At 66.3% G+C, this 26858-nt stretch carries 27 protein-coding genes; 11 read left to right on the forward strand and 16 right to left on the reverse strand.

Features of this window, described 5'->3' with window-relative positions; all coding sequences use genetic code 11:
* Window positions 1–221: 221 nt before the first annotated feature.
* The gene (locus tag NZK81_RS00005) at window positions 222–506 is read right to left on the reverse strand and encodes a BufA1 family periplasmic bufferin-type metallophore (protein WP_260042940.1); all 285 of its coding nucleotides are present in this window, start codon (window positions 504–506) and stop codon (window positions 222–224) included.
* Between the two features lie 169 nt (window positions 507–675).
* Here NZK81_RS00005 and bufA2 point away from each other — a divergent pair, with 169 nt between their 5' ends.
* The 3 genes from bufA2 to NZK81_RS00020 all read left to right on the forward strand — a co-directional run bounded on the left by bufA2 (window position 676) and on the right by NZK81_RS00020 (window position 2675).
* A complete protein-coding gene (gene bufA2, locus NZK81_RS00010) occupies window positions 676–960 on the forward strand; it encodes a BufA2 family periplasmic bufferin-type metallophore (protein WP_260042942.1) in 285 nt (94 codons plus the stop codon).
* Between the two features lie 102 nt (window positions 961–1062).
* Entirely contained in the window at window positions 1063–1899 is an 837-nt protein-coding gene (bufB, locus tag NZK81_RS00015; RefSeq protein WP_260042944.1) for an MNIO family bufferin maturase, read from the forward strand.
* A complete protein-coding gene (locus NZK81_RS00020; RefSeq protein WP_260042946.1) occupies window positions 1896–2675 on the forward strand; it encodes an HvfC/BufC N-terminal domain-containing protein in 780 nt (259 codons plus the stop codon). The genes bufB and NZK81_RS00020 overlap by 4 nt, the downstream gene beginning before the upstream one ends.
* Window positions 2676–2736: 61 nt before the next feature.
* Here NZK81_RS00020 and NZK81_RS00025 read toward each other — a convergent pair whose 3' ends face one another.
* From NZK81_RS00025 to NZK81_RS00035, 3 genes are all read right to left on the reverse strand, one after another.
* On the reverse strand, window positions 2737–4017 hold the full coding sequence (locus NZK81_RS00025) for a spinster family MFS transporter (RefSeq protein WP_260042949.1): 1281 nt from the start codon (window positions 4015–4017) through the stop codon (window positions 2737–2739).
* Between the two features lies 1 nt (window position 4018).
* Window positions 4019–4888: an alpha/beta fold hydrolase gene (locus tag NZK81_RS00030; protein WP_260042950.1), complete on the reverse strand. Its 870-nt coding sequence runs from the start codon at window positions 4886–4888 to the stop codon at window positions 4019–4021.
* A gap of 91 nt (window positions 4889–4979) precedes the next feature.
* A complete protein-coding gene (locus NZK81_RS00035) occupies window positions 4980–7310 on the reverse strand; it encodes a TonB-dependent receptor (RefSeq protein ID WP_260043898.1) in 2331 nt (776 codons plus the stop codon).
* A 111-nt stretch (window positions 7311–7421) separates the two neighbouring features.
* Between NZK81_RS00035 and NZK81_RS00040 the strand changes: the two genes are divergently transcribed.
* From NZK81_RS00040 to NZK81_RS00050, 3 genes are all read left to right on the forward strand, one after another.
* Window positions 7422–8057 (forward strand): TetR/AcrR family transcriptional regulator, encoded by a 636-nt coding sequence (locus NZK81_RS00040; protein ID WP_260042951.1) that lies wholly within the window; start codon window positions 7422–7424, stop codon window positions 8055–8057.
* 115 nt (window positions 8058–8172) lie between these two features.
* Window positions 8173–9744: an AMP-binding protein gene (locus NZK81_RS00045; RefSeq protein ID WP_260042952.1), complete on the forward strand. Its 1572-nt coding sequence runs from the start codon at window positions 8173–8175 to the stop codon at window positions 9742–9744.
* 150 nt (window positions 9745–9894) lie between these two features.
* Entirely contained in the window at window positions 9895–10554 is a 660-nt protein-coding gene (locus NZK81_RS00050) for a L,D-transpeptidase family protein (RefSeq protein ID WP_260042954.1), read from the forward strand.
* Window positions 10555–10557: 3 nt separating this feature from the next.
* On the opposite strand, the gene tilS is transcribed toward NZK81_RS00050, so the two are convergent.
* The 5 genes from tilS to NZK81_RS00075 all read right to left on the reverse strand — a co-directional run bounded on the left by tilS (window position 10558) and on the right by NZK81_RS00075 (window position 16482).
* On the reverse strand, window positions 10558–11553 hold the full coding sequence (gene tilS, locus NZK81_RS00055; RefSeq protein ID WP_260042955.1) for a tRNA lysidine(34) synthetase TilS: 996 nt from the start codon (window positions 11551–11553) through the stop codon (window positions 10558–10560).
* A complete protein-coding gene (locus NZK81_RS00060; RefSeq protein ID WP_260042957.1) occupies window positions 11534–12493 on the reverse strand; it encodes a tetratricopeptide repeat protein in 960 nt (319 codons plus the stop codon). The genes tilS and NZK81_RS00060 overlap by 20 nt, the downstream gene beginning before the upstream one ends.
* Window positions 12494–12629: 136 nt before the next feature.
* Window positions 12630–13742 carry a helix-turn-helix domain-containing protein gene (locus tag NZK81_RS00065; protein WP_260042958.1) on the reverse strand — a complete coding sequence of 371 codons (1113 nt, stop codon included), beginning with the start codon at window positions 13740–13742 and terminating at the stop codon, window positions 12630–12632.
* Window positions 13743–13948: 206 nt separating this feature from the next.
* Window positions 13949–16225 carry a phosphoenolpyruvate--protein phosphotransferase gene (gene ptsP, locus NZK81_RS00070; protein WP_260042961.1) on the reverse strand — a complete coding sequence of 759 codons (2277 nt, stop codon included), beginning with the start codon at window positions 16223–16225 and terminating at the stop codon, window positions 13949–13951.
* Between the two features lie 101 nt (window positions 16226–16326).
* On the reverse strand, window positions 16327–16482 hold the full coding sequence (locus NZK81_RS00075) for a YdcH family protein (protein WP_260042963.1): 156 nt from the start codon (window positions 16480–16482) through the stop codon (window positions 16327–16329).
* 227 nt (window positions 16483–16709) lie between these two features.
* On the opposite strand from NZK81_RS00075, the gene NZK81_RS00080 reads away from it, so the two are divergent.
* Window positions 16710–16907, forward strand: a complete 198-nt coding sequence (locus tag NZK81_RS00080; protein ID WP_260042965.1) for a YdcH family protein — start codon at window positions 16710–16712, stop codon at window positions 16905–16907.
* A gap of 161 nt (window positions 16908–17068) precedes the next feature.
* Window positions 17069–17533, forward strand: coding sequence for a DUF1465 family protein (locus tag NZK81_RS00085; RefSeq protein ID WP_260042967.1), 465 nt, complete (start codon window positions 17069–17071; stop codon window positions 17531–17533).
* 30 nt (window positions 17534–17563) lie between these two features.
* Here the strand turns inward: NZK81_RS00085 and glpK are convergent, their stop codons facing one another.
* A complete protein-coding gene (glpK, locus tag NZK81_RS00090; protein WP_260042969.1) occupies window positions 17564–19066 on the reverse strand; it encodes a glycerol kinase GlpK in 1503 nt (500 codons plus the stop codon).
* A gap of 87 nt (window positions 19067–19153) precedes the next feature.
* Here glpK and NZK81_RS00095 point away from each other — a divergent pair, with 87 nt between their 5' ends.
* From NZK81_RS00095 to nadA, 3 genes are all read left to right on the forward strand, one after another.
* Window positions 19154–20038: an MBL fold metallo-hydrolase gene (locus tag NZK81_RS00095; protein ID WP_260042971.1), complete on the forward strand. Its 885-nt coding sequence runs from the start codon at window positions 19154–19156 to the stop codon at window positions 20036–20038.
* A gap of 74 nt (window positions 20039–20112) precedes the next feature.
* On the forward strand, window positions 20113–20826 hold the full coding sequence (locus NZK81_RS00100) for a hypothetical protein (protein ID WP_260042973.1): 714 nt from the start codon (window positions 20113–20115) through the stop codon (window positions 20824–20826).
* Between the two features lie 94 nt (window positions 20827–20920).
* Entirely contained in the window at window positions 20921–21907 is a 987-nt protein-coding gene (nadA, locus tag NZK81_RS00105; protein WP_260042974.1) for a quinolinate synthase NadA, read from the forward strand.
* 14 nt (window positions 21908–21921) lie between these two features.
* On the opposite strand, the gene NZK81_RS00110 is transcribed toward nadA, so the two are convergent.
* The 6 genes from NZK81_RS00110 to NZK81_RS00135 form a co-directional block, all read right to left on the reverse strand.
* Window positions 21922–22734 carry an energy transducer TonB gene (locus NZK81_RS00110; RefSeq protein ID WP_260042975.1) on the reverse strand — a complete coding sequence of 271 codons (813 nt, stop codon included), beginning with the start codon at window positions 22732–22734 and terminating at the stop codon, window positions 21922–21924.
* Between the two features lie 34 nt (window positions 22735–22768).
* Window positions 22769–23194, reverse strand: a complete 426-nt coding sequence (gene exbD / locus NZK81_RS00115; RefSeq protein WP_260042976.1) for a TonB system transport protein ExbD — start codon at window positions 23192–23194, stop codon at window positions 22769–22771.
* Between the two features lie 13 nt (window positions 23195–23207).
* Window positions 23208–23972, reverse strand: a complete 765-nt coding sequence (exbB, locus tag NZK81_RS00120; RefSeq protein WP_260042977.1) for a tonB-system energizer ExbB — start codon at window positions 23970–23972, stop codon at window positions 23208–23210.
* Window positions 23973–24251: 279 nt separating this feature from the next.
* Window positions 24252–24815 (reverse strand): pseudouridine synthase, encoded by a 564-nt coding sequence (locus NZK81_RS00125; RefSeq protein ID WP_260042978.1) that lies wholly within the window; start codon window positions 24813–24815, stop codon window positions 24252–24254.
* 4 nt (window positions 24816–24819) lie between these two features.
* Window positions 24820–25713 (reverse strand): DMT family transporter, encoded by an 894-nt coding sequence (locus tag NZK81_RS00130; protein ID WP_260042979.1) that lies wholly within the window; start codon window positions 25711–25713, stop codon window positions 24820–24822.
* A gap of 95 nt (window positions 25714–25808) precedes the next feature.
* Window positions 25809–26789: a TerC family protein gene (locus NZK81_RS00135; protein ID WP_260042980.1), complete on the reverse strand. Its 981-nt coding sequence runs from the start codon at window positions 26787–26789 to the stop codon at window positions 25809–25811.
* Between the last annotated feature and the right edge of the window lie 69 nt (window positions 26790–26858).

The following is a 26858-nucleotide window of genomic DNA, read 5'->3' on the forward strand; positions in this document are numbered from 1 at the left end:
CAATAACGCCATGTCGATCACTCCAATGTCCCCCGACGCAACAGCCAGGGGAAAGGTCAGAACATGGGTCACTTCTCAGCGGAAATTTATGCCTCTCCCGGGTCAACTCTCAGCGGAAATCAACAAGGCAAGGCTCTCGGCACACCGGCCGCGCAGCAGTCCGGTCATCCTGTCCCACTCTGTGAGCACCCTGTGCATCGGCCTGTCCACTCCCCCGGGTGTCAGCGCTTGACCGGCTGCAGCGAACCGGGGCCCTTGGGCGTCCTGATCGACGTGCAGGAGCCCTTCTCGACCAGCTTCCAGGCATCGCCCTGATAGTCGCGAACGGACGTACCCGCGCAGCTCGTGCCGGGCCCTGCGGCGCAATCGTTCTTGCCGGCCTCGGCGACGCCGTAACATTTTTCCATGGCCTTTCCGGCCGCTGCGGCAGGCTGCGCGGCCAGACTCGCGGCAAGGGCGCCCGTCAGGGCAAGACCGGCAAGGGCAGCAATCGAAGGGGTCTGCATTCTCGTCTCCTGATCTGCAGCTCGGATCGTGCCGAGCGACACGGAGACATTCGGGTGGTCAGCCTGTGAAGTTACAGGCCGAAAAAAATTCGCGCGCTGTAACCGCTGGCCGCGCCACCGCGAATGACCCGGTGCCTTGAAGGCAAGAAACACTTTCAGGAGTTCACCGATGTCGATTTCCCGTAAGACCGCGTTCGCGGCCACTGCCGCCAGCCTTGCGCTTTCGTCAGCCGTTGCCTTCGCCGCGACGCCCCCGGCCGGCAGCACCGGCGCTGCGCTCGGCACCGACGACACTGTCCACTGCTACGGCGTGAACGCCTGCAAGGGACAGGCCGACTGCAAGACCACCCAGCATGAGTGCAAGGGCATGAATGCCTGCAAGGGACACGGCTTCAAGGCCATGGCGGCAGGCGCCTGCCTGACCAAAGGGGGCACGATCGGCGACATCGGCTGATCGACCTGCCGTGGCGGCCCGGTACCTGATCGTCCCCCGCCCCCGTCAGGGGCCGGGCCGCCATTTCCCGTCCATCGCGCGGCACGCTCCGGGAGCCGGAAAATGACGAGCATCAAACGCTTTGCCGGGTTCGGCCTGGGGCTTCGGCGCCCCCACTACCACCATTTCCTCGAAGAGGACGTCGACCTCGATTTCGTCGAGGTGATCTCGGAAAACTTCATGGTCGACGGCGGCAAGCCGCTCGCCGTGCTCGATGCCGTCCGGCAGAAGCACGAGGTCATGCTGCACGGCGTATCGCTCTCGCCCGGATCGGCGCATGGCGTGGACCGGGACTATCTCGACCGGCTGCGGCAGCTCGCCGAGCGGATCGAGCCGCGCTGGATCTCCGATCACCTGTGCTGGACGCGAAGCAGCGCGCACAACAGCCACGATCTCCTGCCCCTGCCCTACACGGCGGAAGCGCTGGACGTGATCTGCGCCAATATCATGATCGCGCAGGACCATCTGCGCCGTCCGCTGCTGCTGGAAAACCCCTCAAGCTATCTCTGCTTTCCCGAAGACGAGATGACCGAATGGGAATTTCTGGCCGAAGTCGCGCGCAGGACCGGTTGCTACCTGCTGCTCGACGTGAACAATGTCCATGTCAGCGCCCACAACCATGAATTTTCGCCTGCGGACTATCTCGAAGGCCTGCCTCTCGAGCGCGTGCGTCAGATCCACCTTGCCGGGCACACGCCGGGCGAAATCGCGATCGACACGCATGACCGCGCGGTGTGCGACGGTGTCTGGGACCTGCTCGGCCACGCCCTCGCCCGCACCGGCCCCGTCGCCGTCATGATCGAGCGCGACGACGCGATCCCGCCACTGGCCGAGCTGCTCGACGAACTGGACACGGCCCGCCGCATCGCCGCGACCGCAAGCCGGGAAGTCGCCGCATGAGTCTCGCGGCCCGGCAGAGCCAGTTCATCCTCGCCCTGATGTCGGACGACGCGCCGCTGCCCGAAACCTGGCAGGAGCGCCAGCGCAAGGGCTACGAAGTCTATCGCAATGCCTATCGCGCACGGCTCATCGCGGCACTGGAGGAGACTTATCCCCGCACCGCGCGGCTCGTCGGCGACGAAGCCTTCCGGGCCGCCGCCGCGCATCACCTGATCACATACCCGCCCACGAGCTGGACACTCGACGACGCCGGACGTGGCTTTGCCCTGACGGTCGAGACGCTGTTCCCCCGCGACCCCGAAGTCGCCGAACTGGCATGGATCGAATGGGCCATGCAGACCGCCTTCACCACGCGCGACACCCGCCCGCTCGACGGCTCCGGGCTGGTCGCGGCCACAGCATCGTTCGGCGACGAGGCCTGGCAGGACCTGCGCCTCCGGTTCGTTCCCGGCCTTGCCGTGCGGCAGGTGGGCCATGACTGCATGGAGCTATGGCACCTGCTTGGCGACGAGGCGGATCTTCGCGCGGCGCGCGCCCTGCCGCCCCTGTCCGAAGCACAAGGTTGCGTGGTCTGGCGCGAAGGGCTGCGCGCTACCTTCACGATGATCGATGCCGCCGAAGCCCGGACGCTGGAGGCGATGATCGAAGACGCAAGCTATGACGCCGCCTGCGACATCCTGATTGCCGCCATGGGAGAGGAACGGGCGCTCTCCTTCGCCGGAGCCATGCTGGCGCGCTGGATCGCCAATGGCTGGGTTGGGGCCATCGCGCCCTGACACGGGTGCCGCACCACCCTGAAGCCGAAGGTCCCGTTACGAGGCCTGCACCGTGTCCCGCTCAGGCCTCGGCCACCCATTCGCAGCGCAGTGCGGGTCCGGCCAGCGCCATCAGCAGCGCCGCGAGGAAATAGAGCCCCAGCCCGAACAGCATCGAGTAGCGCAGCGCCTCGCTGCCGTAGAGCGGGGTCAGCGCGGTCGAGAGCTGGCCCAGCGCATAGATCCCGCCGCCAAGGCCGATGAGGTTGTTGATCAGCAGGAACAGCGCCGACGCCGTCGCGCGCGCGGACGGTTCGACGAGGTGCTGCACCGCGCTCGTCACCGGGCCGAGCCAGACATAGGCCAGCGCCTGCGGTACGAGGAACAGCAGGAAGGCCAGCGGCACGCTCGACGTCCAGATGCCCCCCGCGAACAGGGGCACTGCCATCACGTAAGCGATTGCCGGAACCCAGCCGTAGAACGCGCGGTCGCCGGTGCCGAGACGGTCTGCCAGCGCGCCGCCCATCAGTACGCCCACGGTACCGCCAAGCAGCAGCACCGCGCCGATGAACCACGAAGTCTGCACCAGATCGAGCCCGAAGCTGCGCTGGAGCAGGCTTGGCAGCCAGAAGGCAAGGCCATAGCCCAGCATCGAACTGGACGCCGCGCCGAAGCTGAGCAGCCAGAACGCCTTCTTGCGCGCGAGGATCGCCGCCACCGCACCAAGCCTGACCGCAGGCGGCGCGTCGGCGCTGGCCGGCGGCTTGGGCTTGTCGCGCACGACCATGCGGAACAACGGCGCGATCAGCAACCCGGCAAAGCCCACGACGATGAAGGCCGCGCGCCAGTCCACCCGCGCCGCGACATATCCTCCCGCCAGCACACCCAGCGCCGAGCCGAGCGGGATGCCCAGCGAATAGATCGAGAGGGCAAAAGCGCGGCGCTCGCTAGGGAAGTGATCGCCGATCACCGCATAGGACGGTGCCACGCCCCCCGCCTCGCCCACGCCGACGCCAAGGCGCGCGAGGAAGATGTGCCAGAACCCCTGCGCCAGCCCGCACAGCCCGGTGAACAGGCTCCACACCACCAGCGAGCCGGTAATGACCCATGAGCGGCTGGTGCGATCCGCCAGCGAGGCGAGCGGCACGCCCAGCGTCGAATAGAGAATGGCGAAGGCCAGACCGCCCAGCATACCCATCTGCGCGTCGTTCAGGCCAAGATCGGCCTGAATCGGCGCAGCCAGGATCGCAAGGATCTGGCGATCGACGAAATTGAAGATGTAGACCAACAGCAGCATCGCCAGAACCAGCCGCGGGCTGGAGCCGCGATGCGCGGGAACGGGGGCACTGCCGGTGGTCGTCATGTCAGGTCACGTAGTCCTTGCAGAAGGCCTCAATCGCGCCCAGCGCGGCCGGCTCGTCGAGAATGGGGGCGTGGCCGACGCGCGGCACTTCGACGCTGACATAAGGCCCGGAATGGCGCTGCGCCATGGCCCGTTCGGTCTGGCGGCTCAGAAGATCGGAAAGCTGCCCGCGCACCACCAGCACCGGCACCGCATCGAGCAGGTCCCACAGCGGCCATAGATCGGGCGGCACGGTGGACGGATCGTCTCCGGTCGTGCTTTCCGCAATGGCGGGATCATAGGCGAAGGACACGCTGCCGTCCGGGTTCTCGCTACAGGTCCGGCGGGCGAAGGCCTTCCAGTCGGTGCTTCCGTAGTCGGGAAAGGCGGATGCGTTGATCGCCCGGCACCGCGCCGCCGCCTCGGTCCAGTTCGCCATTGGTCCCGAAGGTCCGACATAACCCTGGATACGGGCTAGGCCAGCCGGATCGAGTTCGGGACCGACATCGTTGAGCGCCACCGCCTGCGCCAGTCCCGGCCGCATGCCGTTCATGACCATGGCCATGAGCCCGCCCATCGACGTGCCGATCATGCCCACCCGTGCGATGCCGAGGCCGTCGAGCAGAACCAGCATGTCCTGCGCATAGACGTCCGGACGGTACTGCGAGGGATCGGGGTCCCACTGCGACAGGCCGCGCCCGCGCTGGTCGGGCACGATCAGCCGGTAGCGCCCGGCCAGATGCGCGGCGAGCGGTTCGAAATCGGCGCTGTTGCGCGTGAGGCCATGCATCATCAGCAGCACCGGCGCGGACGGGTCGGCCGCGGGATAGTCTCGCGCGGCCAGCTCCAGCCGCCCGCAGGCGCTGCGGTAGCGATGGTCGCGGTAATCCATGACCGGGTATCCTTTCAGAAAGTGTCGGCAGGCGGGCCTCCCCGTGAGGGAGGGGGGAGAAGGCCCGCCTGTCGGGCCGGATGGTTCCGACTCAGAACTCCAATGTCGCCGTTGCGAAGACCTGGCGCGGATTGCCGTAGAAGGCCGTCAGCGTGCCTTCGGTGCCCAGCGTGGGCACCAGCCCGCCGGCGCCGTCGTCGGCCACGAACGAATAGCCGGAGGTCTTGTACTGCTTGTCGAACAGGTTCTTGCCGTGGATGCCCAGGCTCCAGCGCTTGTTCGGCGCGGTGTAGACGAGGCTGGCATCGACGAGAGCATAGCCCTTCTGGTCGATGTAGGGGTTCGGCACTTCGAACTGGTAGGTCTTGGAGCGGTAGGACACCGTGGTGCTGAACGAGAGATCGCCCTCGCCCACCGGCGTATCGTAGGCCAGCGTGGCGCTGCCGGTCCACTTCGGCGTGTTCTGCACTTCGCGCTGGTCAGCCACGTCGATCGGGCCGGCCGCCGAGTTGGTGATGTATTCCTTGAAGCGTGCGTTGACGTAGCCCAGCGAGCCGATGAAGCTCAGCTTGTCACCCGAAGACGCCAGATCCTCGCCGAGGCGCGCGTTGGTTTCCACTTCGAAGCCGTCGATCCTGGCCTTGCCGGCATTGGTGATGACGCCGCAGAAGGTGGCAATGCCATTCACCGTGCAGCCCGCCGACCCGGGGATCTGCACGTCCTTGTAGTCCATGTGGAAGGCCGCGACCGCGACGTAGAGCGCACCGCCGAACAGATTGCCCTTGTAGCCGATCTCGTAGCTGTCGACCGATTCCGGCCTGAAGCTCAGGTAGCTAGCGATCTCGGCATCGCTGGGCACGCCCGAAGGATTGGTCGTGGGCGCATTGACGCCGACGCCGCGCGGGTCGAAGCCGCCGCCCTTGAAGCCCTGCGAGAAGCTTGCGTAGATATTGTGCTCCGGCGTCGGCTTGAAGCTGAGCGAAGCGCGCGGCGTGAACTTCTTGAAGGTCGCCTTGCCCGAGAAGTCGGTGCTGGGCGCGCCAAAGGGCACACCCAGACCGCCGAAGACCGGCGAACCGCCACCCAGATAGTTCTGACGCAGGATGTCGGCCTTGCGCTGGTCCCAGGTATAGCGGCCACCCAGCGCGAGGCTTAGCTGGTCAGTGAAATCGAACGTGAAGTCACCGAACACCGCGAAGGTCTCGGTATCGACGTTGGCCTGCGTGAACGCGGTGAAACCATCGAAGGTCGTGAACAGGCGCACGTCGAACTGCGTATCGGCCTTGGCGGTGAGGTAGTAGGCGCCAAGCAGGCCCTGGAACATCCCGCCATCGTCGTAGAGCAGCTGGAATTCCTGGCTGGCCTGTTCGTTGCGGTAATAGGCAGGCACGTCGAGGTCGACGGCGGGAAGCGCGTCGAAGTCGATCGGCGAGGCCGAGTGGTCCTTGCGCCAGGCGCTGATCGAACGCAGCGTGACCGTATCGGTCAGTTCCGCCGTGGCATTAATCGAGAAGCCGTAGGCCTCGACGTCCTGCTTGGGATCAATCAGCCCGCCACGCGTGTCATAGACATCGTTCAGCACCGGCGCGCCCGAGGTATAGCCGGGGATCAGGCGGTGGCCGCCACGTGCGGCGGACTTGTCGTGCGTGTAATCGCCCGAAATGCGGATCGTCACCGGTGCGCCGTAACCGCCCAGTTCCACCGTGCCGCGCGCGGCCCAGATGTCCTTGTTGTAGTTCTCCTCGCCGGTCGTCAGGTTCTTGCCGAAGCCGCCGCGCGAGAGCCGCGCGACCGAACCGCCGACGCGCACGAGATCGCTGATCGGGGCCGAGGCGGTCACTACGAGATCGGCCTGATCATAGGTACCGTAAGTCCCGCGAATCTTGAGGTACGGATCCTGCGCCAGCGGCTTGGTGACGTACTTGACCGCGCCGCCGATGGTATTGCGGCCATAGAGCGTGCCCTGCGGCCCGCGCAGCACTTCGATGCGCTGGACGTCGTAGATGTCGAGCACCGCGGCCTGCGGGCGGTTGAGATAGACATCGTCGAGGTAGATGCCCACGCCCTGCTCGAAGCCCGAGACCGGGTCCTGCTGGCCGATGCCGCGAATGAAGGCGGACAGCGTCGAGTTGGTGCCGCGCGAGGGCTCCAGCGTCACGTTCGGCGTGGTCTGGGCCAGATCGGTAACGTCGAGCGCGCCCGACTTGGCGAGCTGATCTCCACTGAACGTGGTGACCGCGATCGGCACGTCGACCAGGCGCTCCTCGCGCCGGCGGGCCGTCACGATGATGTCGCCACCACTCTCTTCGGGCGCCTCCGCCGCCGGGGGCGCGTCCTGCGCCAGTGCCGGGGCCGCCCCCAGCAGTCCGCCGGCCATGGCCAGCACGCTCGAACCAATCGCGAGAAAACACGCCTTACGCATCACTCAGGTCTCCCAATGAACCTTCTTGTTGGGGCCTTCTTATTGATACTTGAATCATATTTCAACTTTGAAAGTTTGCCATGCCGACATTCTGCGTATAGCTGTGCCCTTGTGACCACACCCGACCCGAGCGAATCCAGACCTTCCTCGAAGGTCCCCCGCACCGAGCGCGGCCGCAGGACCTTGCGCAAGCTGCTCGACGCAGCCGCAATCGAATTCGGCGAAAGGGGTTTTCACGAGGCCTCGATAACCGGCATCACCCGCCGGGCCGGAACGGCGCTCGGCAGTTTCTACACCTACTTCGATTCGAAGGACGAAATCTTCCGTGCGCTCGTCGACGACCTGAGCGGGAAGGTGCGCGAAGCCGCGAAGAACACCTTGCAGAGTGACCTGCCGGCACTGGACGTGGAAAAGGCGGCACTGACCGGCTTCCTGCAGTTCGCGCGGGAGCACAAGGAAATCTATCGCATCATCGACGAGTGCGAATTCGTCGATCCCGATAGCTTCCGCCAGCACTACGAGAACACCGCCCACCGCATTCAGGAACGCCTTGCCGGGGGCACGCGCAAGGGCGAACTGCGCGAAGGACTGGGAGAAGCCCATGCCTGGGCCATCATGGGCATGAACGTCTTCCTGGGCCTGCGCTATGCAGTCTGGTCGGAAGACAGCTCGGTCGAGGACATCGCCGAGCTGGCGAGTTCGATCCTGCGCGAAGGGCTGGCAAAGCGCCCCTCGGGCCAGAGCTGATTTCACCGGACTTCCGACACGGCCAGCGCGCGCCGCGCGCGAACGATTGACTCCGCCCGCCCTCCATTTCTAGACATTTGTCTAATCGAGGAATCGAAGCGGAGAGGAAAGTCCCATGACCAGCACGATGCCGGGCGCGGCAATCCACCGGCAGCTCTTCAATGCGGACGTCCTCGCCAACGCGCTCAACACGGGCGGCAGCCGTCCGCTGCTCAAGCAGCTCGACGGCCCCACGCTCTCGGTGGACGACGTGCGCGACGAGACCAGCCGCTTCCTGCAGGCACTGCAGGCCGTGGGCGTCGAGGCGGGCGATCGTGTCTCGCTGATCGCCCCCAACATTCCCGCGTGCCTGCACCTGACGCACGCCCTGCAGCTGCTCGCCGCGCTCTATGTGCCGATCCATCCGCTCTCCGCCCTGTCGGACCAGCTCAACGTGATCCGCGATGCCGGGGTGAAGGTCATGCTCTTCGATGCCGAACGCTTCGAAGGCCGCGCCGCCGAAATCCAGCGCGAGATGCCCGGCGTCCGCCTGCTCGCCATCGGCCGCAGCGACCTAGCCCAGGACATCCACGAACTGGCCGCCGGCTTCACGCCGCACAAGCTCATCCCGCCGCTGGTCGACGGGCACGACATCACACGGCTGGGCTATTCGGGCGGCACCACCGGCAAGCCCAAGGCGATCCCCAGCTGCCAGCGCTCGGGCTTCCTTACCGGGCTCTACATGCAGGCGGTCTGGGAATGGCCCGAGCAGCCCGACATCCTCTCCTGCGCCCCGCTCACCCATGCCGGCGGGGCGATGTTCATGCCCGCACTGCTGCGCGGCGGCACTTTCCTGATCCTGCCGCGCTTCGATCCGGTGCAGGTCATGGAGATGATCGAGGCGCACCGCATCAACTGCATGATGCTGGTGCCGACGATGATCTACGCGCTGCTCGACCACCCGCGCCTCGACGAATTCGATCTCTCCAGCCTCGAGACTGTGTTCTACGGCGCATCGGCGATCATCCCGACGCGGCTCAAGGAAGCGATCGAAAAGTTCGGCCCGATCTTCGCGCAGTTCTACGGACAGGCCGAAGCGCCGATGGTGCTCACCTACATGCGCAAGCGCGATCACGATCCCAAGGACCTGAACCGCCTTGCCTCCTGCGGGCTGCCCAGCCCGTGGATCCGGCTCGAACTGCACGACAGCGAGGGCCATCCGGTGCCCGACGGCGAGCCCGGCGAGATCGTCGTGCAGGGCCCGCTGGTAATGGACGGATACCGCGATGCGGAGCTCACCGCCGAAGCCTTCAAGGGCGGCTGGCTGCACACCGGCGACGTTGCGGTGCGCGATGCCGACGGGTTCCTGCACATCGTCGATCGCACGAAGGACATGATCATCTCGGGCGGCTTCAACATCTACCCGCGCGACATCGAGAACGTGATCGCCGAGCATCCCGCCGTCGCCGAAGTCGCGGTGATCGGCGTGCCGCACGAGAAATGGGGCGAGGCGGTTCATGCCGTCATCGTCCTCAAGCCGGGCATGAGCGCGAGCGAAGAGGACCTGTGCGGCCCGGTCGCGGCGCGCAAGGGCAACTACCAGGCGCCCAAGTCGGTCGAGTTCGTCGATGCCATCCCGCAAACCCCCGTCGGCAAGCCCGACAAGAAGGCCCTGCGCGCCCGCCATGCCGGGGCCAACGCGGCCTGATCGCGCGTTAACTTTTGCGCCTCTCCAGTCCTGCTGCGGGACGCCGGCCCGAGAGGGCTGGCGCTTTACCACGCCATAAGCGAAGATCACCACCAGCCATTCCGGCAGATTCGCCGCAGTTTCGCTTCGGTTTCGTCAAGGACAGGTCACGTGGACGGACGCATCTTTCTCGCTTCGGGCTTCGTCGCCCTTGCCGCGATCATCGGCGTGCTGGTGACGGCGGCCGCGCCATCCAGACCCGAGCCCGCCTCGCTCGCCGAAGCGGAAGTCGCTGCGGCCAAGGCAGCCCCCAGGGCACCGGCGCCCGTACCCTCGGCCAAGCCCGCCATAGCGGCCAAGGACGAGCCTTTCGTCATCAAGCGCATCCTGCCGATCGACGGCCCGATCAAGTACGGCGAATGGCACTGGGACGACAAGAACGTGCCCGACGGCCCGATCGTGATTACCGTCGATCTCGACGCCCGCGTGCTCTCGGTCTTCAGGAACGGCTACGAGATCGGCGCCACCGCCGTCCTGCTCGGCACTGGCGACAAGCCCACCCCGCTCGGCGTGTTCCCGATCACCCAGAAGGACATCGACCACGTGTCCAACATCTACACCGGCGCACCGATGCCCTACATGCAGCGGCTCACCGACGACGGCATCACCCTGCACGGTTCCAAGGTGGAAAAGGGCTATGCCAGCCACGGCTGCATCGGCATGCCGGACCCCTTCGCCGCCAGGCTCTTTTCGCTGACGCACCTGGGCGACAAGGTCTACATCACCCGCGGCAAGCAGGTGGACCTGGGCGACAGCCTGGCCGGAAGCTGATCCTCAGCCCTTGCGCTTCGCGGCCCTGACCGGGGCTTTCGCGAAACTCCACCCGCCCGCATTGGGCCGTGCCACCAGATTGCCGATCGAGGCCGGCTGCCCCTCGACGAGCGCATCGAAAAGCCGCGCCACGGCACCGCCGCGCGGCGCTTCGCCATCCAGCTCGCGCACGATCCGCCCCACCACGCGCAGGGCCACCGCGCGCGGTGCCTGCGGCCTGTATCTGAGGCCCATCGGCTCCTTCTTCACGCACGAGCGCCATTCCAGATCGGCCATCCATTCAAGCGCCAGATCGGCTTCGGCGATATGCGCGGCACTGCGGGCGACAGCCGCCACATCGAGCCAGTCAGCATCGGCAAGCGCCTTGCGGATACGCACGCGGTCGAAACGGTCGTCGGCATTGCTGGGGTCCTCCGCCGCGACAAGACCGGCCCCGCGGACCACCTCGCCCAGTTCGGCCCGGCGCCAGTCGAGTACCGGACGCAGCAGCGGGATCGGCGTCCCGGGCACCCTGCCCCGCGCCCGGGCACCGGCGAGCCCCGCTACGCCGCTGGCCCGGTTGAGGCGCATCAGCAGGGTCTCGGCCTGATCGTCCGCCTGATGCGCGGTCGCGAGCGCGGCAAGACCCCGCTCCTCGACCCAGTCGGCCATCGCCGCATAGCGTGCCAGCCGTGCTTCGGCCTGGACATTGCCTTCCGATACAACGACCGGCAGCGTCGCATGCGGCACGCCCAGCCCGGCACAGACACGCGCGACTTCCGCCGCCTCGTCCGCCGCTTCGGCGCGCAAGCCATGATCGACCGTGGCCGCCTCGACCCGCCCGGGCAGCGCGGCATGGCCAAGCAGCAGCAGGGCAAGGCTGTCCGGCCCGCCCGACACGGCAAGCCCAAGCTTCGCTTCAGGCTCGTCGATGCCTTCGGGCCAGATCGCCGCCAGCCCGGTGCGGAAGCGCTCGCACGCTTGCGCGCTCAGGCTGCCCTCAGCTGCAGGCGAGCCCATTGCGCGTGGAATCGTAGAGGCCCTGCAGACGGCCGGCCGCCTCGGATGCATACGTCTCGCTGAACTCGGCGAGCGCGATGCAGGCGCGCTTGGTATCCTTCATCTGCTTCATCGTGACGGCGAGATAGAGCAGGCTGTCGGGCGCACGCTCGCCGCGCTTGTCGGTCTGGTAGTTCTGCAGGAACCACTTGGCCGCCTCGCCCGGATTGCCGTCGTCGAAATAGGCGCGGCCCAGCAGATTGCGGCCCCAGCTCGCGCGGCGATGCTTGGGGTACTTTTCGAGGAACAGCTTCAGCTGCTGCTCCGCCTCGGGATAGAACTTGGCTTCCCACAGGCGGAAACCATAGACGTATTCGTCGTCTGCCGGATCGCCGGTCTGCGGCTTGACGATGGCCTTCACGGCCTCGACCCGCGCCGAGGGCGGCGGTGCCGGCTTCGCCTGCACGGGGGCCGGCGTCACAGGCTTGGTGGAGGCGCCACCCGTCATGGCATCGAGGTTGGACTGCGCCGCATCGGCAGCCGGCCCGGCAGGAACCGGCGCGGCTGCAGGGGCCGCAGCCGCCGGCTGCACTCCACCCGCAAGCTTTATCTCGAGCTGGTTGATGCGGTTGGTGTTCTGCTCGATCTGCGATGTGAGCCGCGCCATCTGCGCCTCGACCGCATCCATGCGCGTCAGCAGGTCGCTGACGGGCGTGGTCACCGGCTGCCCCGGCGCCTTGGCGGGCGCGGGCGTCGGCGTGATCTCGGGCTCGAAGAACTTGCCGTCGGGGCCCGGGAAAACCTTGCGCTGCAACGCACGCACTTCGGCTTCCACCTTCTTCAGGCGCACGTCGACATTGTCCTGCGCCGATGCGGGCATCGCCCCGGCCATCAGGACCGACGCTGCGGCGGTCGTCGCCAGCAGGCGCGCGAACCGCGAAACCTCAAGGGAAGCTTTCATCGCCAATTCAACTCCATATCAGAACGTTCCCCGCGCCTTCCCGGTCCCTGACTGGCGGAGACGGATGGAACGGGGAATTAACCAAGGAGAATTCGCCTCAGTTGTTGCCGCAAGTATCCAGGCCTGTCGAGGCCGCCTACTCGGAATCCGTGGAAACCGGCGCCGGCGTGCCCGGCGCCTGGGGCGGGACGGCCGCCGGACTGGCGCTCGCCGCAGGTGCGGAAGCCGCGCCGGTGTCGGCGGAGCCAGGCCTTGCGGCTGGTTTCGCGCTCGGCTTCGGGCTCGGGACCGCGAGCGGCTGCACCAGCGGCACGCTTGTCATGCGCGGCGCGGTCGTGCGGGTCGCGGTCGGCGCGGGCGTTGGTGCCGAGGCGGCGGGCTGGGGCGTACGGCGCGTGGCCGAAGGTGTCGGAGACGGTGCCGGCGCCGCAACGGGGGCCCGGCTCGGCATCGTCGCGGGCCTGGCCGCGCTGGGTCCGGACACCCGCGCCGAAGGCACGGGAGCCGGATTGTCGCGGGCCAGAAGGTCCCGCGCGACAAGCGACACGCCCGAGATCGTCTCCGGACGGGTGGACAGCGGCGCCACGGCCTTGCCGCCGACAGCCACCTGCAGTGCATCCGGGCGGCCCGTGCGCAGTTTCGGTCCCTGCGCATCGGCGGGCACCGTCCAGCTCTCACCCTTGTCCAGTTCACGTTCGAAGAGACGCGTGCCGCTCGCATCGGTGACCCGCAGCCAGATGCCGTCGGCAGTCGACGTGAGCACCACCGCGCCGTCCGAAGCTTCCGTCACGGACGGCACAGGCGCTGTCGAAGCGCTCGCCACCGGGGTCGGCGCTTCCGAGGATAGCAGGTCGGGCAGCTTGCCCTCAGGCGAGAGGAAGCTGTTCCAGAACAGCAGCACCAGGGCGATGACGAGAACCGCACCGGCCGCGCCCAGCCACGCCAGCCGCAACGGCGGCACGCGCGCGGGATCGCCCGGCTCGAAGCTTGGCAGCGGCTGGTGATGACCGATCTCTTCCCGGTCGATCTGGCTATGCACGGCGCCGGCGATGTCGGCCTCGTCGAGGCCGAGCACGCGTGCATAGGCGCGCGCGAAGCCGACGGCATATGTCCGGGCCGCGAGGTCGCCGAAGCGATCCTCCTCGATGGCGACGAGATGGCGTTCTGCGATCTTTGTCCGGGAGGCAATATCGCTGACACTCAGACCGGCGGCTTCGCGCGCCGAGCGCAGCTGGCTGCCGGCGGTCAATGGGAGGCTCTGCTGCCCCTGCCCGTCTGTATTGTCATTGTCCATTCAGCGCCCGGAAAGTCTCTAGTAAATTTCAGCCGTACAAGCACCTTGCAACCAAAACCCACGACCGCCCAAAGTCAATCGCATGAGGGGAAATCTGTGGGATATGTTGGGGGCGACACGATCAGGCGTGCAACATAACGGTGGAAAGCGACCGAAATGCGTCAATCGGCGTGAATTCCCCGCTCCGCCGCCCACTCCGAGATCGCCGCGCGCAGGTCCGCCGGTGGCGATGCCAGCCATCCCTCCATGGCCGCCCCGATCTCGCCCAGATGGACCTTCCCGACCAGTTCCTTGATCGGACCGACCGATGCGGGCGTGATCGACATGCGGTTGATGCCCAGGCCCATCAGCGCCAGAGCCTCCAGCCGGCGTCCGCCCATCTCGCCGCACACGCCGATATCGACGTTGAAGCCGTCGAGACTGCGAACCGAGCGCCGGATAAAGCGCAGGATCGCGGGACTCAACCAGTCGTAGCGCTCGGCGAGCTTGGGATTGGAACGATCCGCCGCGAACAGGAACTGGGTCAGGTCGTTGGTGCCGATCGACAGGAACGAGATCTTCGGCCCCAGCAAGTCGAGCTGGTCGGCCAGCGCCGGCACTTCGAGCATGACCCCGTAGCGGATCGCTTCGGGCAAGAGCCTCTTGCGCTGCTTGAGATAGGCCAGCTGCCCGTCGAAAACCGCCTTGGCCGCATCGAACTCCCAAGGCTCGGCCACCATCGGGAACATGACGTTGAGCGTGCGCCCCGCGCCCGCTTCCAGCAGCGCGCGCGCCTGCGCCTTGAGCAGGCCATCGCGTTCCAGTGCCACGCGCAGCGCGCGCCAGCCCATCGCCGGGTTCTCCTCGCCCTCGCCGTCGTCGTGCCGCAGATAGGGCAGGGTCTTGTCGCCGCCGATGTCGACCGTGCGGAACACCACCGGCTTGTCCCCGGCGGCATCCATTACGTCGCGATAGAGCCGGGTCTGCCGCTCGCGCTGGGGCAGCGTGGCCGAGACGAGGAACTGGAACTCGGTGCGGAACAGGCCGATGCCGTCCGCGCCGGTCAGGCTGAGGTTGGCGATGTCGTCGCGCAGCCCCGCGTTGATCATCACCTGGACGCGCTTGCCGTCTAGCGAGGTCGGCTGCACGTCGCGCAGCGCGGCATAGGCCGCCTGCCGTTCGCGGTTCTTCGCGAAGCGCGCCTCGAAAGCCTCGGTAATCCCGGCCGAAGGACGCACGGTTGCCGTGCCCTGCTCTGCGTCGAGCAGCAACTGGTCGCCCTCGCGCACCACGCCGCGCAGCCCCCGCACGCGGCCGAGCACCGGAACCCCCATCGCCCGCGCGACGATTGTGACGTGGCTGGTAAGCGACCCCTCCTCGAGGATCACACCCTTGAGGCGGCGGCGGTCGTATTCGAGCAGTTCGGCCGGGCCCAGATTGCGCGCAATGAGGATCGCATCCGTGCGCAGGCCCATCGACGCGGCCGTGCCGATCTGGCCCGAGACGATCCGCAGCAGGCGGTTCGCAAGGTCTTCCAGATCATGCATGCGGTCTGCCAGCAGCGGGTCGTCGATCTGGCGCATGCGCATGCGGGTACGCTGCTGCACGCGCTCGATCGCGGCCTCGGCGGTCAGGCCGGAATCGATCGCCTCGTTGATGCGGCGGGTCCAGCCCTCGTCGTAGGCGAACATGCGGTAGGTCTCGAGTACCTCCTCGTGCTCGCCCCCCACGCCGAATTCGGCCTGGCTCGCCATGCGGTCGATCTGCTCGCGCATCTTGTCGAAGGCGAGGATGACGCGCTGGCGCTCCGCCTCTGTGTCCTCGGCAACGACATGCTCGATCGTCACGCGCGGCTGGTGGAACACCGCCACCCCGCTGGCGAGGCCCTTGACGAGGCTGAGGCCATGCAACTGCTCGGGCCCGGTCTGGGCCGCGCTCAGGGACCACGCCCCTTCTTCGTCGATCAGGTCCGCATTCACGATCAGCTCGGAGAGCACCATGGCCACTGTCTGCAGCGCCTCGATCTCGACTTCCTCGTACCGACGCGGGTCGACATGCTGGACGCTGAGCACGCCCACGGCACGCTCGCGCCGCACGATCGGGACGCCGGCGAACGAGTGGAACTTTTCCTCACCCGTTTCCGGACGATAGGAGAAGTCGGGATGCGCGGCCGCCTCGGCGAGGTTGAGGGTCTCGATCTTATCGGCGATCATGCCAACGAGACCCTCCCCCACCGCCATGCGGGTGACATGCACAGCTTCCTGTGCCAGGCCGCGTGTCGCGAACAGTTCCAGCATCCCCTCGCGCAGGAGGTAGATCGAGCAGACCTCGCTATCGAGGCATCCGCCGATCACTTCCACCACGTTGTTCAGCTTCGCTTGCGCATGGCTGCGCGAAGCCATCACCTCGTGGAGGCCCGTGAGGATGTTTCTTGCTGCTTCTACGGCTCCGCTGGTCATGACTTTTGCACGTAACCCAAAGCGAGACCTTTGGGAACGCAGCGGGGCCGAGAAATCAGCGCGTTCGGACGATTTCGCTCAAATGGAAGGTCGATCGGCGGTCAGAACCGCACGATCTCTTCCTTGAGTCTCAGCTTTCGCTTCTTGAGGGCCTGGATCACCGCGGCATCAGGCATCGGGCGGCTCAATTCCTGGTGGATTTGCCGTTCGATACCGGCATGCTTGAGCTGCAGGGCGCTGACGTGCGAACTATCCATGGATGGTTCCTCCTCTTCCGGCCGAACCTGTCATCATGACCGGACGCCGAGGGCCCGGATTGGCGACTCGGCTTCTCTAGATCCGGCGCGAAATCATCGAACCACATTCAGGCCATCTTGCGAAGAGGCTGAATGCTACATATCGGTGAATTGCGTGAATCTTGCGTTCGGCAGGACGGAGGCCTTGCATGCCTCGCGGCGACGAAAACCAGACAAGGAATTCCGGCGTGACCGAAGAGGAAATGCGCAAGCGCCTCGAAATCCTGAGAATCGAGCATCGCGACCTCGATGCTGCAATCGATGCCTTGCTGGCGTCCGGATCGAGCGATCAGATGCAGATCGCCCGCCTGAAAAAGCGCAAGCTGAAGCTGAAGGACCAGATTACCCAGATCGAGGACTATCTGATCCCCGACATCATCGCCTGATCCCTACGATCCCGCCACTTTTGGCGTCCCCGCCCCTCCATCCCACGGTTAACTTGTGTTCACTATGAACCGTTCCGAACGGGGACAGCGGGAAACTTTGCAGCGCATTTTTACCATTGGATGCTTGCCGCCGAGTCGCGAGTGAGAAATATGAACGGCAAATGTCCGAACCGGTCGCCATAAACCCGCGCATCATAGAAGCGCTCTACAGTGAAGCTCTCGTCCTCTCGGACGAGGTTCGTGGCGCCTTCACGCTGTCCGGCCGCCTCGAACGGGCCAGCCTGGACGAGGATCTGACGCGCGTCGCGCTTTCGAGCGAGGGACTGCGCACGACCACCCGAATGATGCACGCGATTGCCTGGCTGCTCAATCATCGTGCCTATTTTCTTGGGGAAATCAGCCAGTTGCAGCTTCGTCGCCATGGCAGACTGGCCCCCGACATGCGTCGGTCGGAGCCCGAGCAGCTGGCCCTGCTCGATCCGAAGATCGTCGAACTCGTGCAAACCACCCGCTGTTTCTACGATCGCCTGCTGCGCCTCGACAGCAACTGGCGGCTGAGCGACCACAGCCAGCCCAGCGCGCTGGAGCGCCTACGTGAACGCCTCGAACGCCGGCTGGCGAGCTGACGCCGATTCATCGTTAACAACCGGTCCGTTTCAGACCGCCGCCAGCGCCCTTGCCCAGTTCTCGATCCGCTCGCCGCGCACCGCCTCGGACATCGACGGCGTGAAAGTCCGGCGCGTGCCGCCCATCGCCGCTGCCGCCGCTTCCAGCGAAGCGAAGAGCCCCGCCCCCAGCCCGGCAAGCATGGCCGCGCCCAGCGCGGTCGTCTCGACGGAGGCCGGCCGCTCGACCGGCAGCGCGAGCACGTCGGCCAGGTCCTGCGCGATCCAGTCGTTGGCGCTCATGCCGCCATCGATCCTGAGCGTGGTCCATGTGGCACCATCGGCAGCGAAAGCCTCGGCAAGGTCGCGCGTCTGCATCGCCATGGCCTCGAGTGCCGCGCGCACGAGGTGCGCTCGGGTGCTGGCAAAAGTCAGCCCGGAGATCGATGCCCGCGCATCCGCCCGCCAGTGCGGTGCCCCCAGCCCCGCCAGCGCGGGCACGATAACCACTCCGCCGCTGTCCTGCACCGAGCGGGCCAGCGCCTCGGTCTCGGAAGCCGCATCGATCAGGCCCAGACTGTCGCGCAGCCACTGCACGAGGCTGCCGGCAACGAACACCGATCCTTCGAGCGCATAAGTCCGCTCCCCGCCGGTCTGACACAGCACCGTCGCCAGCAGCCGGTGCGCCGAGGACGGCACTTGCGCCCCCATGTTCGCCAGCACGAAAGCACCGGTGCCATAAGTCGCCTTGGTTTCGCCGACGGCAAGGCAGCCCTGACCGATGGTCGCCGCCTGCTGGTCTCCGGCCATGCCCGCCACCGCGACCGACGCGCCCAGCCATTCGGGCAACGCCGTCCCGATCGCTCCCGCGCAATCGCAGATTTCCGGCAACGCGGCGCGCGGCACGCCGAACAGGTCGCACAGCCCCTCGTCCCAGCCACGCCCGGCCAGTCCGAGCAGACTGGTGCGCGAGGCATTGCTGGCATCGGTCATGTGGGCGCCGCCCGTAAGGCGATACAACAGCCAGGATTCGACCGTGCCGAGCGCCAGCCGCCCGCTCTCGCTTGCCGCGCGCACTTCGGGAACGGCGTCGTGCATCCAGCCCATCTTGGTTGCTGAAAAATAGGGATCGAGAATCAACCCCGTCGCCGCCTGCACGCCCGCCTCGTGCCCGGCCTCGCGCAGCGCCTCGCAGACGGATGCGGTGCGACGGTCCTGCCAGACGATCGCGCGGGTGAGCGGCGCGCCGCTCGCCTTGTCCCATGCGACGACCGTCTCGCGCTGGTTGGCGATGCCGATCGCAGCGATCCGGTCCACCCCGCCCGCCTGCGTCACCGCCTGCCGGGCGCAGGCCAGCACGCCCTGCCAGATCTCCTCGGCATCGTGCTCGACCCAGCCCGCGCGCGGATAGTGCTGCGTCAGCGCCCGCTGCGCCATGGCACGCACTGTCCCGTCCGGCGCAAAGACCATCGCCCGATTCGAAGTGGTTCCCGCATCGATTACCAGGATCGCTTCGCCTTCGACCTGCATCGCCCATCCCCCGTCCGGTTTCATCGCCGTGCGTTTCGCGCGGATGCCCCTGCCTTAGCCTCCCGCCACGCATGGGTCGACAGGCGCCGTGCCAGCGCCCATATCGCGCCCATGGCTACTGATCGGGACATCAAGAGACCCTATACCGTCGCAGAGCGGATCGGCCCGCTGGTGCGCCGCGTGCTCGCGCGCAATCCCTCGCCGTTCACCTATACCGGCACCCAGACCTACATCGTCGGCGAAGGGTCCAGCGTCGCGGTGATCGACCCCGGCCCCGACGAGGTGGAACACCTCGATGCGCTGATACAGGCCATCGGCGATGCCGAAGTCGCCGCGATCTGCTGCACGCATACCCACCGCGACCATTCGCCCGCCGCCTCTCCGCTGGCCGCCCGCACCCGGGCGCCGATCATCGGTTGCGCACCGCTGACGCTCGACGACGACGGCCCGCGCGCCGACGCCGCCTTCGATCCCACCTATATCCCGGACCGGGTACTGGCCGACGGCGAGGCGATCACCGGCGAAGGCTGGACCCTGCGCGCTCTAGCCACGCCGGGCCACACCTCCAACCACGTATGCTTCGCGCTGGAGGAAACCGGCGCGCTGTTCACCGGCGATCACGTCATGGGCTGGTCGACGAGCGTGGTCTCCCCGCCCGACGGCGACATGACCGCCTATCTGGACAGCCTGCAGAAGCTCTACGAGCGCGAGCAGGACACCGTCTATTATCCCGCCCATGGCCCCGAAGTGACGAATCCGCGCCAGCTCGTGCGCGGCATGATCGGGCACCGGCGCCAGCGCGAAAGGCAGATCCTGCGCCAGATCGAGGCCGGACGCACGCGCATCGCCGACATGGTGCCCCATATGTACAAGGGCGTGGACAAAAGGCTCTGGCCGGCGGCCGGGCGTTCCGTGCATGCGCACCTGATCGACCTCGAAAGACGCGGCATGGCATATTTGCGTGAAGACGAGTGGGCCATTCACGGCGCAAACTAGACGCTTTCAACAGGCCCTTTATTATTTTACATATCGACCTAATCTCTCGCCCCAAACAAGGGTGGAGAGAGGTCATGGCAACTGTAGCGAGGGCAGACGCCGGGCGTCTGTCGTTCTGGGCGAAGATGGCGATCGGCATCTCGGCCTTTATTGTCATCGCATTTATACAGTTCGGGCTGCGTGGCATGGTCGATTATGTCCACGCGCCGATCGTCATGCACCTGCACGGCATGGCAATGGTGGCATGGCTCGGCCTGCTGGTGACACAGTCGGTCCTTGCCGGACGCGGCGGACTGGCGCTGCATCGCCGGATGGGCTGGGCGAGCGCGGTACTGGTGCCACTGATCGTCGTGCTGGCAAGCCTCACCTGCCTCGCGGCACTGCGTGGGAGATTCTTCCCGCCGTTCTTTACGCCCGCCTATTTCCTGGCCCTCATTCACATCAGTATCGTGATCTTCGCCGCCGTCGTCGCCATGGCCGTCATCCGGCGCGGGCAAGCGGACTGGCACAAGCGCCTGATGATCGGCGCGGCCGTGATACTGATGGAACCGGCGCTGGGACGCGTGCTGCCGATGCCCTTGCTCATGCCGTGGGGCGAATGGCTCTCGATGGTGATCCAGCTCGGCGTCGTCGGCCTGATCATGCGCCACGACCGCAGGGAACTCGGCCGCATTCACCCGGCGACCATGGCAGCCTTCATCGCCGTGGCGCTTGCCCACGTGCTGGTGGAACTGGTGGCCGTCATGCCCTGGTGGATCGCCTACACGGACCGCGTAATCGCCGCCTGACACGCAATTTCCCCTTGGGTCCTGCGCCCGCGATCCCTAGATAGGCCGCTCTTCCGGCAAAGGAGACCGGGAGCGCAGGACAAGAGGAAACACCATGACCGTTATGCCCGCCGATCTTTCCGGTATCGACGTGCGCGCCGAAATCGAGCGGCTGCGCAAGGAACGCAACGCGGTCATCCTCGCGCACTACTACCAGAAGCCCGAGATTCAGGACCTTGCCGACTTCGTGGGCGACAGCCTCGAACTCAGCCGCAAGGCGGCGGACACCGATGCCGAAGTGATCGCCTTTTGCGGCGTGAAGTTCATGGCCGATACCGCCAAGATCCTCAGCCCGAACAAGATCGTCGTCCTGCCCGACATGGAAGCCGGCTGCAGCCTCGAGGATTCGTGCCCGCCCGAAAAGTTCAAGGCTTTCCGCGAGGCGCACCCCGATCACATCGCGCTCACCTACATCAACTGCTCGACCGAGGTTAAGGCGCTGTCCGACGTGATCGTCACCAGCTCCAGCGCCGAAACAATCTTGCAGCAGATCCCCAAGGACCAGAAGATCATCTTCGGCCCCGACCGGCACCTGGGCGGCTACCTCAGCCGCAAGTTCAACCGCGAGATGCTGCTCTGGCCCGGCGTGTGCATCGTCCACGAGGCCTTCAGCGAGACCGAGCTGCTCAAGCTCAAGGCCAAGCACCCCGGCGCCCCGATCGCCGCGCACCCCGAATGCCCGCCGACCATCGTCGACCACGCGGACTACGTCGGCTCAACCAGCGGCATCCTGAACTATGCGAAGGAAATGCCGGGCGACACGCTGATCGTCGCCACCGAGCCGCACATCATCCACCAGATGGAACTGGCGCTGCCGAACAAGACCTTCATCGGCGCGCCAGGCGCGGACGGCAACTGCAACTGCAACATCTGCCCCTACATGGCGCTCAACACGCTGGAGAAGCTCTACCTCGCCCTGCGCGACCTGCAGCCGCGCATCGAGATCGACGAGGACCTGCGCCTCGCCGCGAAGAAGAGCCTCGACAAGATGCTGGAAATGGCGAGCGGGACCGTGGGCAAGGGGGATCTGGGCGCTCGGTAAGCGCCCCCTGCCCTTCAGCTCACGATATGAAAAAAGATCTTCACATGGACGATCGCCCGCTTGCCTGCGGGCAGGCCGGGAATCGGGTCAAGTGACTGGACCTTGCGCGCGACGCGGCTGATTTCCTTGTCCAGCACGGTGTGACCGGTCGATTGCTGGATGCCCCAGCTCAGCACTTTGCCGTCGCCGGTCACGACGACGTTCAGGGCGCCCACGCCTTCCAACCCGTCATCCAGCGCGCTTTGCGGATAGCGGATCAGCCTGGAATAGACCGCGGTCGACACCTGATCGTAGTGCGCGCCGGCCTGCACCGGCGCCGCCGTTTCGGGCGGCTTCGGTTTGGGGATATCCACCCCGGTGGCCGTTCCCGTCCCGACGCCTTTCCCGATACCACCACCGATACCGCCACCCATGCCACCACCGAAACCTGCGCCATAGCCGACCGGCGGCGGGCCTTCGGTGCGCACTACCGGCGCGCCTTCCACCGGCTCGATGAACTCGGGCGGCACCACGGGCGGCAGCGGTGCGGCGGGCGCCTTGAGCGGTTCGGGCGAGGCTATCGCGCCCCCGGCACCACCACCACCCGCACCTTCGGTCCGTTCCAGCAGCGGCGGCGGCGCCACGGCCCCCATGTCCAGTTCGACGGCCATTTCCGGGCGTTCGAGAAACTGGTCCCGGGCGACCGCCGCGACGGCAACCACGGCCAGCGCAAGCCCGGCATGGAGAACGGTCGCGCCCAGCACGCCCGCACTCCATTCGCTGCGATGCCAGTCCGGCGTTGCAGAGCTGGCCCAGCCTGACGGCACGCCCACAGCCGCATTCGTCATGCCCGCCTCCTCCTTGCCTGTCCCCTCCACACGGTCAGTTCGCCACCTTTTCCAGGCTGACCAGCGCCACGCGCCGGAAGCCCGCCGTGCGCAGGATGTCGAGCAGGTTCATGAGATCGCCGTAAGCCACCGACTTGTCTCCCCGCACGAAGATACGGGTATCGGTCTTGCCGCTGGTGGCGTCGTAAAGGACTTTGCCGAACGTGGCGGACGTCGTCGCGGTATCGCCCACGCTCACCACCAGATCGCGCGACAGCGTGACGTAGACCGGCTTTTCCGGCCGGTTCTGCGGCGGCGCCGCGGCTGTCGGCAAGTCGACCTTGATGTCGACGGTCGAGAGCGGCGCGGCAACCATGAAGATGATCAGCAGCACCAGCATGACGTCGATGAACGGCGTCACGTTGATCTCATGCATTTCGGCGAAATCGTCGGTGTCGCCACCGCCCAGGCTCATGGCCATGATGTTTGCCCCCTCAGTCCTGGAAAGCGGGTACGCGATCCGCGTCCCCGCCGGTGATGAGCCCCGCTTCACCCGAACCATTCGGGGCGCCCGGGCGGCGTTCGCGGGCCAGCAGTTCCAGTTCCCGCGAGGTCAGGCGGATGACCATAGCGCTGGCATCGCCCACCATCGCCTTGTAGCGGCCCACGTCACGCGTGAGGTGGTTGTAAATGATCACGGCCGGGATCGCGGCGACAAGGCCGCAGGCGGTGGCCAGCAGCGCCTCGGCAATGCCCGGCGCGACGACCGCGAGGTTGGTGGTGTGGGTCTTGGCGATGCCGACGAAGCTGTTCATGATGCCCCACACAGTGCCGAACAGGCCGACGAACGGCGCCGTCGAACCGATCGTCGCGACCGTACCGACTCCAAAGCCGACCTGGCGCGAATTGGCGGCAACGATGCGTTCCAGCCCTACCGCGACGCGCGCCTCTGCCTGATCGAGGATGTCCGCCTTCACCGAAGCCGCCAGTTCATCGCGCGCATCGGCCACCAGATTGCGCACCGCCTGCGACGGGAGTTCCTCGGGAACGCTTTGCAGGCGGGGCGCGGTCCGCAACATGCCGACCGAATCCCTCAGCCGCTTCACCTCGCGGCGCATCGCGAAGCCCTTTGCGAACAGGATCGTCCAGGTCACCAGCGATGCGAACACGAGTGCCCCCATCACGATCTGGACGATGGGATCCGCTCCCAGGAACATTCCCCAGGGCGAAAGCCCGGTATCGCCAATTCCTTCATTCATCGATCCCTCCTGCCAACGCTACCGGACCGGCCGGCGTCCCCTGAGAGGCATCGTATACCGATGTGACAGAAGTAAATTTGATGGTTATCAGAATTATAACCGTCAATAAAAGTTCACATTATTGAAACACTTAAGTTTCCATAATGCCGCCATAGAATACTAAAGCATTTTATTGGAAGGCATTTCCAAAAACCACACTGCAACTGCCCGATTTTTCCTCTCCAGCCCCAGAACAGCAATCTGGTGGCGAACCGACGGCCAGGCGGCCGAATCGCCGAATCAGGAGAGGCGGCCTGTCACGGCAATTTCCCGCCATTCCCCCGGCGCGATACCGTCGAGCGCCCAGTCACCGATGCGCCAGCGGACCAGCCGCAAGGTCGGATGGCCAACGGCGGCGGTCATGCGGCGGACCTGGCGGTTGCGGCCCTCTCGGATGGTCAGTTCGATCCAGCAATCGGGCACCGACTTGCGGAAACGCACCGGCGGGTTGCGCGGCCATAGGTCCGGCGGATCGATGCGGCTCACCTCGGCGGGGCGGGTCATGCCGTCTTTCAGCATGACGCCCTTGCGTAGGGCAGCGAGTGCGGCTTCGTCGGGCTCGCCCTCCACCTGCACAAGATAGGTCTTGGGCAGCTTGAACTTCGGATCGGCGATGCGCGCCTGCAAACGGCCGTCGTCGGTGAGGAGCAACAGCCCCTCGCTGTCACGATCGAGCCGGCCGGCGGGATAGACGCCGGGCACGTCGATGAAGTCCGAAAGCGTCGCGCGCGGGCTCGGCGATTTCGCGTCGGTGAACTGCGAGAGCACCTCGAAGGGCTTGTTGAACAGGATCAGGCGCGCCATCGGCTCAGCCCCTGTCGCCCAGCCGCGCCATCACCAGCGCGGCGGCGAGCAGCACCATGCCCAGCACGTCGAGCGGGGTCAGCGTCTCGCCGAAGGCCAGCCAGCCCATCGTCGAGGAGACCGCCGGCTGGGTCAGCAGCGCCAGGCCGATCATCAGCGGCGGGAAATGACGCAGCGAGTAGATCAGCAGCCCCTGCCCCACCAGCTGGCTTGAAAAAGCAAGCGCGATGAGCGGCGTCCAGTCCTGCGGCATGATCGTCTCGCCGCGCAGCGCCGCAATGCCCAGCATGACCGGCGCGCTGGCACAGACCGAGACAGCGAGGACCGAGAATTGCCCCAGCTTGGCCCGCGCCGAATTCAGCATCAGGATGTAGAAGGCATAGAAGAACCCGGCGAGCGCGCAGAACAGGTCGCCGATCAGGTTCGCCCGGCTGATCTCCAGCGATCCGCCCATCAGCAGCGCCGCGCCGCCCAGCGCAGAGGCAATCGCGGTGAGTTCCAGCATCCGGGGCGAGCGGCGCGCCGCGATCAGGCCCCAGGCCATCAGGATCACGCTGCCGCCATTGCCGAACAGCGAGGCGTTGCCGAGTTTGGTCGTCTCGATGCCGACGTGCCAGCTGGCAAGGTCGAGCGCGAAGAACACGCCGCCACCCAGCACCAGCGCCAGCGCGGCTCCGCGCACGCTGCGCTGCTCGATCGGTTCGCGCGAGGACAGCAGCAGCAACACCGGCAGGGCCAGGCCCAGCCGCCAGAACCCGGCCGCAACCGGCCCGGTATCGGCCAACCGCACCAGCCAGGGCCCCAGCGCCAGCGCGAAATTCGCCATGAGCAGCGCGGCAAGATGGCGCGCGGTCCATTCGTGACCGGGGCTGTGCGGGGCGGCGGGGGCATGGGCCATGGCCGCGCCCTAGCCGCAGCAGGCGCCTTGCGCATCAGCAAAGTGTGCATCAGCAAAGTTTCCAGGCCCTGCCCCGGCCCCCGGCACGGGCCGGCCTAGACTTCGGCCGGCCGTTCTCCGCGCGTCTTCCACAAGGACCAGCCGACGCCGCCCGCAATCAGCACCAGGGTAACGCCGAGGCTGATGAGCGGCGGGAACTTGGCGCCACCCAATGCGAAGTCCGCGATCAGGATCTTGCCGCCGATGAACACCAGAACCAGCGCCAGCGCATACTTGAGATAGTGGAACCGGTAGACCATCGCCGCCAGCGCGAAATAGAGCGCGCGCAGCCCCAGGATCGCCATGATGTTCGACGTATAGACGATGAAGGTGTCCCGCGTGATCGAGAAGATCGCCGGCACCGAGTCCACGGCGAAGACGATGTCGGCAAGGTTGATCACTACCAGCGCCAGGAACAATGGCGTCGCCGCCCAGACCAGCCGCCCGGAGGCATCTTTCTCCTTCACGAAGAAGTGCTGGTCGTGATGGACCTTCGTCACGCGCATGTGGCGGGAAATCCAGCGGATCACCGGATTCTTGCCGATGTCGGGCTCGTGGTCGCCGGCGGCCAGCATCTTCACGCCGGTGAAGATCAGGAAGGCCGCGAACACGTACATGATCCATTCGGCCTGCGCGACCAGCGCCGCACCGCCCGCGATCATGATCCCGCGCAGCACGATCACCGCCAGAATGCCCCACAGGAGCGCGCGGTACTGGTATTTGGGTGCAATCGCGAAGAAGCCGAAGATCATCGAGATCACGAAGACGTTGTCGATCGAAAGCGCCTTCTCGATGAAATAGCCGGTGAAGTATTCGATGCCGGGCCCGCTGCCCTTGGCCCACCATACCCAGCCGCCGAAGAGCATGGCGACGGCTATATAGAAGACCGAAAGCTTCAGCGATTCGGCAATGCCCATTTCCCGGTCGTCCTTGTGCAGGACGCCGAGGTCGAAGGCGGTGAGAACGAGGACGACGGCCACGAAGGCCAGCCAGAACCAGACCGGCGTACCCAGCCAGTCGGCGAACAGGAATTCCATGAGTGCTGTTTTCCGGATTGAAGAAACGGAAGGGTGCGCCGGCGCGCGATAGGGGACTGCGCGCCGGCG

This window comes from Novosphingobium mangrovisedimenti (assembly GCF_025153475.1).
Lineage (GTDB): Bacteria > Pseudomonadota > Alphaproteobacteria > Sphingomonadales > Sphingomonadaceae > Novosphingobium > Novosphingobium mangrovi_A.

Coding starts and splice junctions, on each gene's coding strand:
- NZK81_RS00005 (WP_260042940.1), bottom strand. CDS start 506: ATGCAGACCCCTTCGATTGCTGCCCTTGCCGGTCTTGCCCTGACGGGC.
- bufA2 (WP_260042942.1), top strand. CDS start 676: ATGTCGATTTCCCGTAAGACCGCGTTCGCGGCCACTGCCGCCAGCCTT.
- bufB (WP_260042944.1), top strand. CDS start 1,063: ATGACGAGCATCAAACGCTTTGCCGGGTTCGGCCTGGGGCTTCGGCGC.
- NZK81_RS00020 (WP_260042946.1), top strand. CDS start 1,896: ATGAGTCTCGCGGCCCGGCAGAGCCAGTTCATCCTCGCCCTGATGTCG.
- NZK81_RS00025 (WP_260042949.1), bottom strand. CDS start 4,017: ATGACGACCACCGGCAGTGCCCCCGTTCCCGCGCATCGCGGCTCCAGC.
- NZK81_RS00030 (WP_260042950.1), bottom strand. CDS start 4,888: ATGGATTACCGCGACCATCGCTACCGCAGCGCCTGCGGGCGGCTGGAG.
- NZK81_RS00035 (WP_260043898.1), bottom strand. CDS start 7,310: ATGCGTAAGGCGTGTTTTCTCGCGATTGGTTCGAGCGTGCTGGCCATG.
- NZK81_RS00045 (WP_260042952.1), top strand. CDS start 8,173: ATGACCAGCACGATGCCGGGCGCGGCAATCCACCGGCAGCTCTTCAAT.
- tilS (WP_260042955.1), bottom strand. CDS start 11,553: ATGGGCTCGCCTGCAGCTGAGGGCAGCCTGAGCGCGCAAGCGTGCGAG.
- NZK81_RS00060 (WP_260042957.1), bottom strand. CDS start 12,493: ATGAAAGCTTCCCTTGAGGTTTCGCGGTTCGCGCGCCTGCTGGCGACG.
- ptsP (WP_260042961.1), bottom strand. CDS start 16,225: ATGACCAGCGGAGCCGTAGAAGCAGCAAGAAACATCCTCACGGGCCTC.
- NZK81_RS00075 (WP_260042963.1), bottom strand. CDS start 16,482: ATGGATAGTTCGCACGTCAGCGCCCTGCAGCTCAAGCATGCCGGTATC.
- NZK81_RS00085 (WP_260042967.1), top strand. CDS start 17,069: ATGTCCGAACCGGTCGCCATAAACCCGCGCATCATAGAAGCGCTCTAC.
- glpK (WP_260042969.1), bottom strand. CDS start 19,066: ATGAAACCGGACGGGGGATGGGCGATGCAGGTCGAAGGCGAAGCGATC.
- NZK81_RS00095 (WP_260042971.1), top strand. CDS start 19,154: ATGGCTACTGATCGGGACATCAAGAGACCCTATACCGTCGCAGAGCGG.
- NZK81_RS00100 (WP_260042973.1), top strand. CDS start 20,113: ATGGCAACTGTAGCGAGGGCAGACGCCGGGCGTCTGTCGTTCTGGGCG.
- nadA (WP_260042974.1), top strand. CDS start 20,921: ATGACCGTTATGCCCGCCGATCTTTCCGGTATCGACGTGCGCGCCGAA.
- NZK81_RS00110 (WP_260042975.1), bottom strand. CDS start 22,734: ATGACGAATGCGGCTGTGGGCGTGCCGTCAGGCTGGGCCAGCTCTGCA.
- exbD (WP_260042976.1), bottom strand. CDS start 23,194: ATGGCCATGAGCCTGGGCGGTGGCGACACCGACGATTTCGCCGAAATG.
- exbB (WP_260042977.1), bottom strand. CDS start 23,972: ATGAATGAAGGAATTGGCGATACCGGGCTTTCGCCCTGGGGAATGTTC.
- NZK81_RS00125 (WP_260042978.1), bottom strand. CDS start 24,815: ATGGCGCGCCTGATCCTGTTCAACAAGCCCTTCGAGGTGCTCTCGCAG.
- NZK81_RS00130 (WP_260042979.1), bottom strand. CDS start 25,713: ATGGCCCATGCCCCCGCCGCCCCGCACAGCCCCGGTCACGAATGGACC.
- NZK81_RS00135 (WP_260042980.1), bottom strand. CDS start 26,789: ATGGAATTCCTGTTCGCCGACTGGCTGGGTACGCCGGTCTGGTTCTGG.